Annotated in this window: 9 protein-coding genes; all 9 read left to right on the forward strand. The window is 66.0% G+C overall.

Features of this window, described 5'->3' with window-relative positions:
• Positions 1 to 178: 178 nt before the first annotated feature.
• The 9 genes from CGX12_RS00005 (at position 179) to CGX12_RS00045 (ending at position 14,468) form a co-directional block, all read left to right on the forward strand.
• Positions 179 to 1,198 carry a substrate-binding domain-containing protein gene (locus CGX12_RS00005; RefSeq protein WP_094037849.1) on the forward strand — a complete coding sequence of 340 codons (1,020 nt, stop codon included), beginning with the start codon at positions 179 to 181 and terminating at the stop codon, positions 1,196 to 1,198.
• Between the two features lie 36 nt (positions 1,199 to 1,234).
• Positions 1,235 to 2,122, forward strand: a complete 888-nt coding sequence (locus tag CGX12_RS00010; RefSeq protein WP_094037850.1) for a DMT family transporter — start codon at positions 1,235 to 1,237, stop codon at positions 2,120 to 2,122.
• Positions 2,123 to 2,228: 106 nt separating this feature from the next.
• Complete coding sequence (locus CGX12_RS00015) at positions 2,229 to 2,978, forward strand: efflux RND transporter periplasmic adaptor subunit (protein ID WP_094037851.1); 750 nt, start codon at positions 2,229 to 2,231, stop codon at positions 2,976 to 2,978.
• Positions 2,975 to 4,291: an efflux RND transporter periplasmic adaptor subunit gene (locus CGX12_RS00020; RefSeq protein WP_094037852.1), complete on the forward strand. Its 1,317-nt coding sequence runs from the start codon at positions 2,975 to 2,977 to the stop codon at positions 4,289 to 4,291. Before CGX12_RS00015 ends, CGX12_RS00020 begins: the two co-directional genes overlap by 4 nt.
• Positions 4,288 to 6,384: an efflux RND transporter periplasmic adaptor subunit gene (locus CGX12_RS00025; RefSeq protein WP_176441949.1), complete on the forward strand. Its 2,097-nt coding sequence runs from the start codon at positions 4,288 to 4,290 to the stop codon at positions 6,382 to 6,384. The genes CGX12_RS00020 and CGX12_RS00025 overlap by 4 nt, the downstream gene beginning before the upstream one ends.
• Before the next feature lie 151 nt (positions 6,385 to 6,535).
• On the forward strand, positions 6,536 to 7,081 hold the full coding sequence (locus CGX12_RS00030; protein WP_176441951.1) for a GNAT family N-acetyltransferase: 546 nt from the start codon (positions 6,536 to 6,538) through the stop codon (positions 7,079 to 7,081).
• A gap of 85 nt (positions 7,082 to 7,166) precedes the next feature.
• The gene (locus CGX12_RS00035; RefSeq protein ID WP_094037854.1) at positions 7,167 to 7,706 is read left to right on the forward strand and encodes a phage tail protein; all 540 of its coding nucleotides are present in this window, start codon (positions 7,167 to 7,169) and stop codon (positions 7,704 to 7,706) included.
• A 62-nt stretch (positions 7,707 to 7,768) separates the two neighbouring features.
• On the forward strand, positions 7,769 to 8,644 hold the full coding sequence (locus tag CGX12_RS00040) for a sulfotransferase family protein (protein ID WP_217898094.1): 876 nt from the start codon (positions 7,769 to 7,771) through the stop codon (positions 8,642 to 8,644).
• A 49-nt stretch (positions 8,645 to 8,693) separates the two neighbouring features.
• A complete protein-coding gene (locus CGX12_RS00045) occupies positions 8,694 to 14,468 on the forward strand; it encodes a DUF4347 domain-containing protein (RefSeq protein WP_176441952.1) in 5,775 nt (1,924 codons plus the stop codon).
• Positions 14,469 to 14,472: the final 4 nt, after the last annotated feature.

Genomic DNA, 14,472 nt, shown 5'->3' on the forward strand with positions numbered 1-14,472 from the left:
CCCGGCCCCCTTTCGCTCACCCAGACCCCGCGCGCCCCCAGGGTGATGATAACGGTGTCGATGCCCTTGGCATGCAGCGCTTCGCCCAGGCGGCGGCGGCCATCTCCGTAACCCGCCCCGGCGCCCAGACCTCGGTGCCCTTCAGGGCCGAGATCGAGGCCCTGCTGGAGCAGCATTGATGGCCACCATCAAGGACGTGGCGAAGCTCGCCAGGGTATCCACCTCCACCGTCAGCCATGTGCTGAACAAGACCCGCTTCGTCAGCCCCGAGATCACCGAACGGGTGGAGTCAGCCATAGAGGCGCTCCACTATGCTCCCTCGGCGCTGGCACGCAGCCTCAAGGTCAACCAGACCCGCACCCTGGGCATGCTGGTCACCTCCAGCACCAACCCCTTCTTCGCCGAGGTGGTACAGGGGGTGGAGCAGCGCTGCTTCGAGCTCGGCTACAGCCTGGTGCTGTGCAACACCCAGGGCGACAAGGCCCGGCTCAACGCCAGCATGGAGATGCTGCTGCAAAAGCGGGTGGACGGCGTCATCGTCATGTGCACCCAGGCCCACCTGGGGGAAAATGTGTTCGACCGATACCCCAGCGTACCCCTGGTGCTGGCGGACTGGGGCCCCATGGATCTGGAGGCGGACCTGATCCAGGACTCGGGCCAGCAGGGCGGACGGCTCGCCACCGAACACCTGATCAGCCTCGGCCACCGCCATATCGGCTGCATCACCGGCCCCATGGGCAAACGGGCGGCGGAGGAACGGCTGGCGGGCTTTCGGGCCGCCATGGAACAGGCCAGCCTCGAAGTGCGCCCCGAGTGGATTGCCGAGGGCGACTTCGAACTGGCCGGCGGCAAGGCGGCCATGGCCCGGCTGCTGGAAAGATCCGAACGCCCCACGGCGGTGTTCGTGGGCAACGACATGATGGCGGTGGGCGCCCTGCGCGCCCTGGCCGATGCCGGGCTGAAAGTGCCACAAGACATGTCCCTGGTGGGCTACGACAATATAGAACTGGCCCGCTACCTGGTGCCGGCGCTCACCAGCATAGAGCAGCCCAAGGCCGGCCTGGGCGCTCTGGCGGTGGACACCCTGCTGGCCCGCATCCGGGCGCCGGACAGCCCGCGCCGGGTACTGACCCTGGCCCCGGAGCTGGTGGTGCGGGACAGCAGCGCGGCGCTGGCCATTCCCCGCCGGCTTGGGTAGCATCGCTGCTTTGCCGGCCACTAATGACTCCAGGTTATGGATCACCACCAGAAAGGACTGCTGCTCACCGCCCTGGGGGTGCTGATCATCTCCCCCGACGCCCTGTTGCTGCGCATCATCAGCATCCCCGCCGATCAGCTGGTGCTATGGCGCGGGCTGCTCAACGTGCTGGGGTTCTGGCTTATCGTGGTGGCCCGCTACCGCCGCCACTGGTTTCGTGCCTACCTGGCCTGCGGCCGGGCGGGACTGGGCTGTGCCCTGCTGTTCACGGTCAGCACCCTGGGCTTTGTGCTCGGCAACCATTTCACCAGTGCCGGCAACGTGCTGGTGATCCTGGCCTCGGCCCCGCTGATCGCCGCCCTGCTCAGCCGCCTGTTCCTGCACGAACGCCTGCCCCTGCGCACCTGGCTGGCCATCGGCGCCTGCCTGGCGGGGATTTCCCTTATCGTGCTCGACGATGCCGGCGAGGGCTCCCTGCTCGGCAACGCCCTGGCACTGATGGCGGCCGTCGGGCTGGCCGGCAACCTGACCCTGGCGCGCAGCCGGCCCGGGGTGGACATGAGCCCCATGCTGACCCTGGGCGGCCTGGGTACCGCCCTGCTGGCCCTGGCCTGGAGCGGCGAGGTGATGCTGCCCGACGCCGCCAACCTGGGCTGGCTGCTGTTGCTTTGCCTGGTGTTGATGCCGGCGGGCTTCACCCTGATCCAGCAGGGGCCCTTGTACCTGCCCTCGGCGGAAGTGAGCCTGCTGCTGTTGCTGGAAACCGTCTTCGGCACCCTGCTGGTGTGGTTGTTTTTGAGCGAGCGCCCCAGCGATCAGGGCCTGCTGGGCGGCGCCATGGTGCTGCTGGCGATGGCGGTGAAAAGCATGCTGGACCGGCGGCAACAAAAAAAGCGCAGGCTCAAACCGGGAATGACATCGTAGAGACACCGGACCGGGGTAACAGCGCTAAACGCTTTCAGCCGAGGACGTCAACCGCTACAATCGAACTCAAACGCAGCCACCCCAGTCACAGCAAGGATGCCCCAAGGTGAAGATACCATTCCTGTTTCTACTTTTGCTGCCCGGCCTGCTGCACGCCCAGGACGATCTGCTGACACTATCCCCCCCTCCCGCCGGCAGTGAAGCCCGGGGGGTGATCCGCTCAGCCCATCAGGCGGTACTCTCGGCCGAGCAGGCCGGCCGCATTACCGACATCGGCCATGCCGAAGGCGAGGCCTTCGAGCAGGGCGAGGTGCTGGTGCGTTTCGACTGCAGCGCCTACCGCGCCCAGCTGGATGCGGCCAATGCCGCCGCCCGGGCCGCCACCGAAGAACTCAACCACAATCGCCAGTTGGCCGAACTCAATTCCGTGGGCCGTTATGCCGTATCCCTGGCCCAGGCCAGGCTCGCCCAGGCCCAGGCCGAAGCCCGGGTCTTCCAGGTACAGGTGGAGCGCTGCCAGCTCAAGGCCCCCTTCAGCGGCCAGGTGGTATCCCGCAAGGTGCAGCCTTTTGAAAGCGTGACTGCCGGTACCCCCTTGCTGGACATCGTGGACAACAAGGCCCTGGAGCTGCACATACTGGTGCCTTCCCGCCGCCTGAACCAACTGGCACCGGGCCAGCCATTCACCTTTGTTCCGGATGAAACCGGCATCCCCCTCGAGGCCCGCATCAGCCGCCTGGGTGCCCGCATCGATGAAGGCAGCCAGACCCTGCTGTTGATCGGCGCCATCAGCGATGCCCCCGACGACCTGCTCGCCGGCATGAGCGGCACCGCCCGTTTCGCGGAGCAGCCATGAACGCTGCTGTCGGCATTCAGGCCGAGCAGGTCTTCGCCCGTTTCCTGACCCTGGAGCAGCAGGCCCGCGACGCCGGGGATACCGAACAGCTGGCCTACAGCCTGGTCAACGACGGCCAGGCCCTGTTCGGCTTTCGCCATGCCGCCCTGCTGCTCAACGGCAAGGTCCGGGCCGTCACCGGCATCAGCGTGGTCGATCCCCATGCCCCCTTCGTGGCCTTTGTGGAGCAGGCCCTGGCCCAGTTGCAGAAAACGGCCCGGGATAACCAGCCCCAGGTGGTGGATCCGGCCCGGCTCAACGAGCAGAGTCGGGCCGACTGGCAGCAGTTGTCGGCACCCCATGCGTTCTGGCTGCCCCTGCTCGACTCGCAGCAACGGTCATTCGGCGGGCTCTGGCTGGCCCGCGAGCAGCCCTGGACACCGGCCGAGCAGACGCTGTTGCAACAACTCGGCCATTGCTACGCCCATGCCTGGTTGGCGCTGCAACCCAGGGCCCGCCATCGCCGCCGCCGGCGGCCCTGGCTGCTGGTGGCCGCGACCGCCGTGCTGGCGGCCATGCTGGTCCCGGTACGCCAGTCGGTGCTGGCGCCGGCGGAGGTGATACCGCTCAATGGCCAGGTGGTGGCCGCTCCGCTGGACGGCGTGATCACCGAGTTCCTGGTGCAGCCCAACCAGCCGGTGGCCGCCGGCGATCTGTTGTTCACCTTCGACGATACCAGCCTGCAGGCTCGGGTCGACGTGGCCGAGCGCACCCTGGCGGTGGCCCGGGCCGAATACCGGGCCAACGCCCAGCGCGCCTTTGCCGATGCAGAGTCGGGATCCCGGCTGGAGCTGCTGGCAGCCCGTGCCGAGCAAAAACAGGTGGAACTCGAGTACGCCCGGGATCTGCTGGCCCGCAGCCAGGTCCGAGCCCAGCGCGACGGCATCGCCGTATTTGCCGATCCGGAGCGCTGGCTGGGCAAGCCGATCAGCACCGGCGAACACCTGATGGTCATTGCCGATCCTGCCCAGGCGAGGCTGCGGGTGGATCTGGCGGTGGGCGACGCCATCGATTTGCCTGCCCGGGCCGAGGTCGTACTCTTTCCCGACAGCGATCCGCTCAACCGCCATCCGGCGGTGCTGGCCCATTCCGCCTACGAGGCGCAACTGACCGACGCCGGCCAGCTCGCCTACCGGCTGGATGCCCGCTTTGCCGGCCAGCCGCCGCGCCTGGGCGTGCGCGGCACCGCCAAGCTCCATGGCGAGCGGGTGCCGTTGGGGCTCTATCTGCTGCGCCGGCCGCTGGCGGCGTTGCGCCAGGCGGCCGGCCTATGATGCTGCCCTCCCTGCGCCCCGATTTGCAGTTGTCGACGGCCAGCCCCGAGCATGACGGTTCGCCGCGCTGGACCCTGGCCGATCCGGTACGCGGCCGCTATTTTCACCTGGGTGCCGGCGCCATGCGCCTGCTGCGCCACTGGTCCCTGGGCCGGGCCGAGCTGGTGCTGGCCGCCGCCAATCGCGAGCCGGGCCTGCCACTGCAGGGCGGCGATCTGGAGCAACTGCTGTATTTTCTGCGCAGCCACGATCTGGTGGCCGCCACCGATCCGGAACAGCGCGGCAGCTATACGGCCAAGGCGGCGGCCCAGCGGCGCAGCCTGTGGAGCCGGGTACTGCACCAATACCTGTTTTTTCGCATTCCGCTGTGGCGCCCCGATCCCTTCCTCAACCGCACCTGGCCCTGGCTGGCCCGCCATGGCGGCTGGCTGCTGCGCCTGGGGCTACCGCTGGTGCTGCTGCTCGGCATCTTTCTGGTCAGCCGGGACTGGTCCCGCTTCGTGTCCACCTTTCCGCACCTGTTCAGCCTGGGCGGCATGGCCGCCTTCGCGGTGGCACTGGTGTTCGCCAAGTTCTGCCATGAACTGGGCCATGCCTATATGGCCAAGCGCGCCGGTTGCCGGGTGCAGAGCATGGGGCTGGCGTTCATGGTGCTGTTTCCGTTGTTCTACACCGACGTCAGCGACGCCTGGCGGGTCAACCACAAGGGCAGCCGGCTGCTGATCGGTGCCGGCGGCATGCTGGCCGAGCTGTTGCTGGCCGCCCTGGCCCTGCTGGCCTGGTCGCTGTTGCCCGACGGCCCGCTGCGCACCGCCGCCTTCCTGCTGGCCAGTGCCACCTGGATCACCACCCTGGTGGTCAACCTCAACCCCTTCCTGCGCTTCGATGGTTATTTCCTGCTGAGCGACCTGTGGGGCGTGGACAACCTGCAGCAACGGGCCTTCGCCCTGTGCCGCTGGCGCCTGCGCGAGGCCCTGTTCGGTTATGGCGAGGCAGCACCCGAACCCCTGCCCCCCCGGCTGCAGAAGCGCATGCTGGGGTGGGGCTATGCCGCCTGGTTGTGGCGCGCGCTGCTGTTTCTCGGCATCGCGCTGGCGGTATACCACCTGTTCTTCAAGCTGTTGGGCATCATACTGATGGTGGTGGAGCTGGCCTGGTTTATCGCCCTGCCGGTACTGCGCGAGCTGGGAGAATGGTGGCGCCGACGGCGGCAGGCCCGGCCGGTGCGCGGCCTGCTGGTGGCGGGCCTGCTGCTGGCCGGGCTGGCCCTGCTGCTGTATCCCTGGCGTAGCCAGGTCAGCATGCCGGCCATGCTGGAAGCCGCCGCCAGCAGCGCCCTGCATGCCCCCTTTCCGGCCCGGGTAAAGGCGGTACTGGCGCACAACGGCCAGCAGGTCAAGGCCGGCGATCTGCTGCTGGAGCTGAGCTCGCCGGACCTCGACTACCAGCTGCAGCTGGCCCGCCGGGAAGTCGACCTGCTGCAGCGCCAGTTGCAGCGCCGTTCCGCCCTGGCCGACACCGCCGCCGACAGCAGTGTGCTGGAGCAGCAACTGGCCCAGGCGCTGGCGGAATATCGCGGCCTGCAGGCCCAGCGGCAACGGCTGCAGCTGCGCGCACCCCTGGACGGGACCCTGCATGATATGCCGCCCGATCTCGAACCCGGGCGCTGGCTGGCTTCCGGGTTGCGTCTCGGTACCCTGGTGGCGCCCGGTGCCCGCCTGCGCGGTTATCTTGCGGAAACCCGGCTGTGGCGGCTGGAAGCCGGCATGCAGGGCCGCTTTATCGCCGACGACCCGTCCCGCCCGGCGCTGGCGGTGACCCTGGAGCAGATAGATACCGTGGGCGCCAACTTCCTGCAGCAGGAAGCGCTGGCCTCCGACCGGGGCGGCCCCATCGCCGTGCACCGCAACCGCCAGGGCCGGGCCGAACCCCAGGGGGCCCACTATGCCGTGCGCCTGCGCCCGGACGATACTCTCCCCCCCCTGCGGCAGCCTCAGCGCGGGGTGGTGGTGATCGATGGCCGGAGCGAGTCCTGGGCGAGCTCCGTTTGGCGACGTGTTGCCGCCATCGGGGTGCGCGAAAGCGGGTTCTGATCGCCGAGGCTCATCGCCCTGTTTTATCCGCCCTTATCCATAGCGAATATTTTTGCCGCAGGTGACAACCTGGCGGGAATGGACTAAAGTAGGCGAATAATGAATCAGAGCCAAATGCGTAACATTGGCCAATGCACGGATGCAACACACCATGTTCAAGGACAGCACGATCGAGCTTGTTTCGATCTCTCGCGGGGATCTCCCCTTTCTCCAACAGCTGTACGCCAGCACCCGCGCCGATGAGGTCGCGGCGGCCGGCCTGCTTCCGGCCGTTGCCGGGGCTTTCCTCGAACAGCAGTTCCAACGGCAGCACCATCATTACCAAACCCAATTTCCGCAGGCGCATTTCTGGCTGGTGCATTGCCAGGAGAACCCCGTGGGACGCTTCTATCTGCGGCATACCCCCGAGCATTTCCACCTGATAGACATCAGCCTGCTGCCGGCCTACCGCGGGCGGGGCATAGGCCGGCTCCTGCTTACGGAATTGCTGGCCACGGCCGATCGGCAAGGTTTACCCATCCGGCTCCATGCCAACCGCGACGATACGGTGTTCCATTGGTACCAAAGACTGGGCTTCGGCATCACCGGCAGCGAGGGGCACTATCACGCCATGTGCCGCATGCCGTCCTCGCCACCGGCAAGTCCTCCCACCGGTCGGCTGTACCGGGCCCTGTCACGGCAGGAGAGCCACACCTGACAGCCGAATGACCAAGCCGTCATCTTCATATGGCAAGCTTGATCCGATGTTCCATCACCCTTTATCCACAGCAAGGAGCAATCAAATGGACCCTTTTATCGGAGAAATCCGCCTGGTCGCCTTTAACTTCGAACCCGAAGGATGGGCCTTTTGCGATGGCCGGGAATTGCCGGTCAACCAGAACCAGGCACTGTTTTCCCTGTTGGGATACAGCTACGGCGGCAACGGCAGCACCACCTTTGCCCTGCCCGATCTGCGCGGCCGTAGCCCGGTCGGCATGGGCACCGGCCCGGGCCTGAACCCGGTCAATCTGGGGCAAAAATCGGGACAGGAAACCGTGACCCTGACCAACGCCCAGATGCCGGCGCATAGCCATACCATTTCCGTCGCCGGCAGCGTATCGGAACCCGTGAATGCCCCCACGCCGGCCAATAACGTGCTGGGTGCGTCGGGCGGGGGTCAGGGCAGCGCCACCATCTGGTCCAACAGCCTGAGCAATCCCGTCGCCATGTCCCCCGAGCAGGTAGGGATGGCCGGAAGCAGCCAGCCGGTGAATATCCGCAACCCTTACCTGGGCTCGAACTACATCATTGCGCTGCAGGGGATCTACCCCACCCGCGCCTGAGGTGATTGCGCATGGTCGGCCTGGCCGGCCATGCCATGGTTTATTCAAGGAGGAAAAACGGCTTGAACTCCCACCCCGCCTTTCATTTTATTTCCGGCCTGCCCCGCTCGGGCTCCACCCTGCTGGCCGCCCTGCTGCAGCAGAATCCGCGTTTCCACGCGGGCATGACCAGTCCGGTGGGCAGCCTGTTTTCCTCCATGCTTAACCAGTTCGGCGCCGGCAGCGAGTTCGGCCCCGTCATTACCCAGGCGCAGCGTAAACGGCTGCTGCAGGGGCTGTTTTACAACTACTACGCCGAGCTGGGCGGCTCGCCGGTGATTTTCGATACCAACCGCCTCTGGTGCAGCAAGCTGCCGGCCCTGATGGAGCTGTTTCCCGACGCCAGGGTGATCGCCTGTGTGCGCAATGTGGCCTGGGTGATGGACAGTATCGAACGTCGCTACCGGGCCAATCCGTTCGAAAACACCAAGCTGTTCAGCGATGAAACCGAACGCAACACCGTATACAGCCGGGTCGATACCCTGGCCCAGCGCAATCGTCTGGTGGGGTTCGCCTGGGCGGCACTCAAGGAAGCCTATTACGGCGAACATGCCAAATCGCTGCTGCTGGTGGAGTACGACCTGCTGGCCCAGGCCCCGGAGAAAGTGTTGCGGCTTATCTATGATTTTATCGGCGAGCCCTACTTCGAACATGATGTAGAGCACCTGCATTACGATGCCCCCGCCTTCGATCAGGCACTGGGCCTGGCCGGACTGCACAAGGTCAAGCCCAGGGTCGCCCTGGAGCCGCGGACGACCATTTTGCCGCCGGATCTGTTCGAGCAGTACGCCAACCTCGATTTCTGGCGCAGTGCCCGGCACAGCGCCGCCAATGTGATCAGGGCCAAAGAGGCGGGATCGCCTCAACCCAATGGAACCCAAACCAGTATGCCGGTGTGATGGCCGGCAATGCCGATGCAATTGCGCGAACGTGGCAAGGAGAACGACGATGTGGTGGATCAAGGGCGGAACTTCCCGCACGGAAACGACCGGCAAGACCCGCGGCGAGGCTGCGGCACAGGGGCAAGCTTCGCTGATGCGCGCGCTGGAGCCGCGGATGCTGTTCGACGGCGCGGTGGCCGCTACGGTGGCCGATACGGTCGACACTGTGCCCCAGGACAAGGCGCCAGCCGGCGATAGCCAGGAAGCCTCTCTGTCGGACACCCGCCCGGCTCCCCAGGCCGTCGGCGACGGCCCGCGCAAGGAAGTGGTCTTTGTCGACACCCGCTTGCCGGACTACCAGGAGCTGCTGCGCTCGGTCGACCCCGCCGCCGAAGTGATACTGCTCGACAGCCGGCACGACGGCGTGCAGCAGATCGCCGATACGCTGGCCGGACGCTCCGGCATCGATGCCATCCATATCCTCTCCCATGGCGACCAGGGCGTGCTGTTGCTGGGCAACGCGCCGCTGCACGGCGGCAACCTCGACGCCTACGCCGGCCAACTGGCGGCCATCGGTTCGGCGCTGACCGCCGAGGGTGATATCCTACTCTACGGCTGCGATGTCGGCGCCGGCGACAAGGGTCTGGCGTTCCTTAACGGCCTGGCCGGCCTGACCGGCGCCGATGTGGCAGCGTCCACCGACAGCACCGGCGGCACCCTGGGCGGCGGCAACTGGGAGCTGGAAATCAGTACCGGCCAGATCGCCACCAGCCATGCGCTGAACACCTACGACCTGCAGGGCTACGATTACCAGCTCGCCACCTTCTCGGTCAGCACCATCGGCGAGCTGCGCACGGCGCTCTCCACCTCGGCGAGCAACGGCCAAGCGGACACCATCACCTTCCTCGGCAATATCAGCGCGACCGGCACCGACGACATGCTTGTCGGCTCCGACGGGCAGCGTACCTTTGTCGATATCAACATTACCGACGGCCAGACCCTGGAGATCGTCGGCGGCGGCTTCTCCCTCGATGCGAACTACTACGGTCGCGTGCTCGAGATTCGTTCCGGCGACGTCAGCATCTCCAACCTCACCGTGCGCGACGGTCTCGTCAGTGGTAACGGCGGCGCCTACAACAGCGTGAACGGCGGCGATGCCCTGGGGGCCGGCATTCGGGCGAGCGGCGGCACGCTGACCTTATCCGGCGTGGCCATTACCGGCAACCGGGCGGCCGGCGGCGGCGGTAACGGCGGCGGCATCGGTTATGGTTATGGCGGCGGCGGTGGTGGTGGTTTCAGCGGTATTGGCGGCGGTAACGGTGGTGCTAATGGTCTTTATCTAGGAGGCGTTGGCGGCGGCGGTGTTGGCGGTATCGGCGGCTACAACCCCATTGAGTATGGTTATCGTTATCAGGCGGGTAAAGGTGGCAGCACCGTCGGCGGTGCGGGTGGCTCACAGGACGTTGGCTACTCTGCGGGCGGCAACGGCGGAATGGCCGGTACCGGTGGCACCAGCATCGGTGGCGGCGGTGGCGGCGCCGGCGCTTCTGAAGCTCCCTTGGTAGGCCGGGGCGGCAATGCCGTGGGTGCCCTGCATATCGCGGCCGGCGCCACTGTGAACATGGCCGCCACGACCGTGACCGACAACCTGGCGGCCGGTGGCGGCGGGGCGGGATCGAGCAAATCCGTTAACGCCGCAGATGGCGGCTTCGGCGTGGGCGGCATCTATGTACTCGGCACCCTCAACTACCAGAGTTCCACGGTCGATTTGACCGGTACCGATAATCAGAACTTCGGCGCCGGTGGAGCCGGCGGCTCCAACGCCGTGAACGGTAATAGTGCAGGTTCGGCAGGCGCCAGCGGGGAAAATCTGTCGGGTACCGGCACCATCAATTCGACCTACAACCCGAACAGTGCGCCCACTGCCACCAACCTGACCCAGACAGTCGCTTATACCGAAGACCCGGGCGGCAGCGTGGCACTTGGCGACATTGTGGTCACGGATCCCGATGGGAGCGACAGCATCACCGCCACCTTGTCTTTGAGCAATCCGGCGGCGGGTGCATTGACCACCGGCACCTTTGGCTCTGCGACCTCCACCTACAATGGTGGTACTGGTGTATGGACTGTCACCGGTTCGGTAAGTGATGTGAATGCTGCGCTGGCTGCAGTCGCGTTCAACCCGACGGCGAACTGGGATCAGGACGTCACCATCACCACCCGTGTTCGCGACGCAGCCAATACCGGCCCTGCCGATGGCACCATCACCCTGGATGTCACGCCGGTGAACGATGCCCCGACCGCGACCAACCTCACCCAGAGCAAGGCCGCCACCGAAGGCGGCGGCGCGGTGGCGCTGGACGATATCGTGGTGACCGACCCGGATACCGGAGACACCATCACCGCCGCGCTGACCCTCTCCGATCCGGCGGCCGGTACGCTCTCCACCGGCACCTTCGGCTCGGCCACCTCCACCTACAACGCCGGCACCGGCGTGTGGGCGGTCACCGGCTCGGTGGCGGATGTGAACGCCGCGCTGGCCGCCGTCGCCCTGACCCCCTCGGCCGACAACGACAAGAACTTCACCATCACTACCCACATTCGCGACGCCGCCGGCACCGGCCCGGCCGATGGCGCCATCAGCGTCACCGTCACCCCGGTGAACGACGCGCCCGTGGTCACCACGTCCGGCGGCAGCAACGCCTTCACGGAAAACGGCAGCGCCACGGTGATCGACGCCGGCCTGACGCTGAGCGATGTGGACAACATCACCTTCGCCAGTGCCACTGTCGCCATCACCGGCAACTTTGCCACTGGCCAGGACCTGCTCGCGTTCACCAACGACGGCAGCACCATGGGTAACATCAGCGCCAGCTACAACGCCGCCACCGGCGTGCTGACCCTGACCTCGGCCGGCGCCAGCGCCACCCTGGCCGAGTGGCAGGCCGCGCTGCGCAGCGTCACCTACAGCAACCGCTCGGATGCGCCCAGCACCGCCAATCGCACCATCAGTTTCACCGTCAACGATGGCGATGCCGACAGCAATGCGGCGACCAAGCAGGTCAGCGTCACCGCCGTCAACGACGCGCCGGTCGTGACGGCACCCGGCTCGATCGGCGTGACCGAAGACGTCGCGACCGCGCTGACCGGCATCAGCTTCAGCGACGTGGATGCAGGCTCCAGTTCGGTCACGGTGACGTTCTCGGTGGGTAGCGGCAGCCTGGCCGCTATCAGCGGAGGGGGCGTTATGGTGGGGGGAACCAGCAGCGCGCTGACCCTGACCGGCAGTATCGCCAACATCAATACCTTTATCGCCGGCAGCAATGTCAGCTTCACCACCGCCGCCAACGCCACGGCGGACGTGACCCTGACCGTTGGCATCGATGACGGCGGCAATACCGGCAGCGGCGGCGCGCAGACCGCCAGCGAGACCATCACGCTGCAGGTCACCGCGGTCAACGATGCGCCGGTAATCTCCGCGCCGGTATCCATCAACGTCGATGAGGATGTCAGCACCGCCCTGACCGGCATCAGCTTCATCGACGTGGACGCCGGCAGCGGCTCGGTGACGGCCACCTTCAGCGTCGGCAGCGGCAGCCTGTCCGCCACCAGCGGCAGCGGGGTGACGGTGGCCGGTTCGGGCACCGGCAGCCTGACCCTCACCGGCAGTCTCGCCGACCTCAATGCCTTTATCGCCGCCAGCCAGGTCAACTTCCTGACTGCGCTGAACGCCACCGGCAACGTGGTGCTCTCGGTGGAGATCGACGACGGCGGCAATACCGGCAGCGGCGGTGCCCAGAGCGACAGCACCACGGTCACCCTGGTGGTCACGGCGGTCAACGATGCGCCGGTGAACAGCGTGCCGGGCGCGCAGTCGGTCGATCAGGACAGCGTGCTGGTGTTTTCCAGCGGCAATGGCAACCCGATCTCCGTCAGCGATGTGGACGCGGGCAGCGGCAGCGTGCGCGTCACCCTTACCGCCAGCAATGGCCTGCTTACCCTGGGCGGCACCACGGGCCTGTCCTTTATCAATGGTAGCGGCACCGCCGACGCGACCATGACCTTCGAGGGCACGCTGGCCGATATCAACCTGGCGCTGAACGGCCTGGCCTTCTCCCCGACCGGAGGCTACAACGGCCCGGCGTCCTTGCAGATCGTCAGCAACGATCTGGGCAATAGCGGTTCTGGCGGCAGCCTGAGCGACGACGACACCATCGCCATCACCGTCAACAGCCTGAATCCCAAGGTCACCGGCGTGCAGGTGACCAACCCGGACGGTGGCTACAAGGTCGGTGACGTCATCACCGTGACGGTCGCCTTCGACCAGGTGGTGACCGTCAACACCGCCGGCGGCACGCCCACGCTGCTGCTGGAGACCGGCAGCGTCGACCGTGAGGCCAGCTATGTCTCCGGCTCCGGCAGCAACACCCTGAGCTTCAGCTACACGGTACAAGCCGGCGATCTCAGCGCCGATCTCGACTATCACTCCACCGGCGCGCTGACACTGAACGGCGCCACCATCCGCAGCGCCACCAGCGACGATGCAATTCTCACCCTGCCGGCCCTCGGCAGCGCCGACTCCATCGCCGGCCAGCACGATATCCTTATCGATGGCGTGGCACCCACGGTGGGATCGGTCAGCGTCCCGGCCAACGGCACCTATGTCGCCGGAGAGAATCTGGACTTCACCGTCAACTTCGACGAGGCGGTGCTGGTCGACACCGCCGGCGGCACCCCGCGTATCGCCATTACCCTCGATACCGGCGGCACCCTCTATGCCAATTATCTGAGCGGCTCGGGCACCATGGCGCTGGTGTTCCGAGCCCAGGTGGGCAACGGCCAGCTCGACCTCGATGGCATCAGCCTTGGCAGTACCATCGACAGCAACGGCGGCCATCTCCGGGATGCCATTGGCAACGATGCCAATACCACGCTGAATGCCGTGGGCGATACGACCATGGTGCACATAGACTCCGTATTACCCACCGCCACTATCATCCGAGAGGGCCCTGCTATCATCGGTGGCGACTCTGTCAGCTATCTCGTTGAATTCAGCGAAACCGTCAATGGGGTCGAGCTTGGCCATTTCACATTGAGTACCACCGGCAACCTGACCGCCACTATCACCAAGATTAATGCCTTAGGCGGCAGCCAGTATCGCGTTATCATCGGTAACATTACCGGTGAAGGCACCCTGAGCCTGCAACTCACCGCCGACAACCAGTTGGTGGATAATGCCGGCAACCCCCTGAACAAAGGTGCGACTGGCGATAGCTACACCAGGCTGACGACCGGTGGTGACCCAGAATTTCGCGTTGAACAAGGTACCCAGCAGCCAACTCCAGAGCCGACACGGCTGATAACCGGACTACTCGACTTATTCGCTCCTCAACCGCTGGCCGCCAACAGCTCGCTCTTAAGTGAACCAACCAGCAGCGGCATCACGCCCCTGGGCAATATTTTCCTTTCCGCCAACAGCTCGGCCCCCAGCTATCTCAGCCAGGTGTTCAGTGGTTCAACCCTGGTGAGCAGCGACGTTCCCGGCAACAGCTCGACCATCGGCAGCCTGTTCAGCGGCGGCTTCGGCAGCCTTTCCGGTGGAGGCTATGGCCTGGGTGGTGGACTGGGCGGAGGTTTGAGTGGCGGGCCGGGCGGTGGCTTTGGTGACGTATTCGGCTCCGGTCTGGGCGACAACCTGGACGGTGGCCTGGCCCAGCGCGGCCTGGACAGTGCTGTGCCTAGCCTGACTGCACAGCTGCAACAATGGAACGAACAGGAACAACGGCAACAACAACAACTGGCCCGGGCACTCGCCCAGTTGGCGGAGCAGCAACATGCCTGAACCA

Source organism: Zobellella denitrificans, from assembly GCF_002237365.1.
GTDB lineage: Bacteria > Pseudomonadota > Gammaproteobacteria > Enterobacterales > Aeromonadaceae > Oceanimonas > Oceanimonas denitrificans.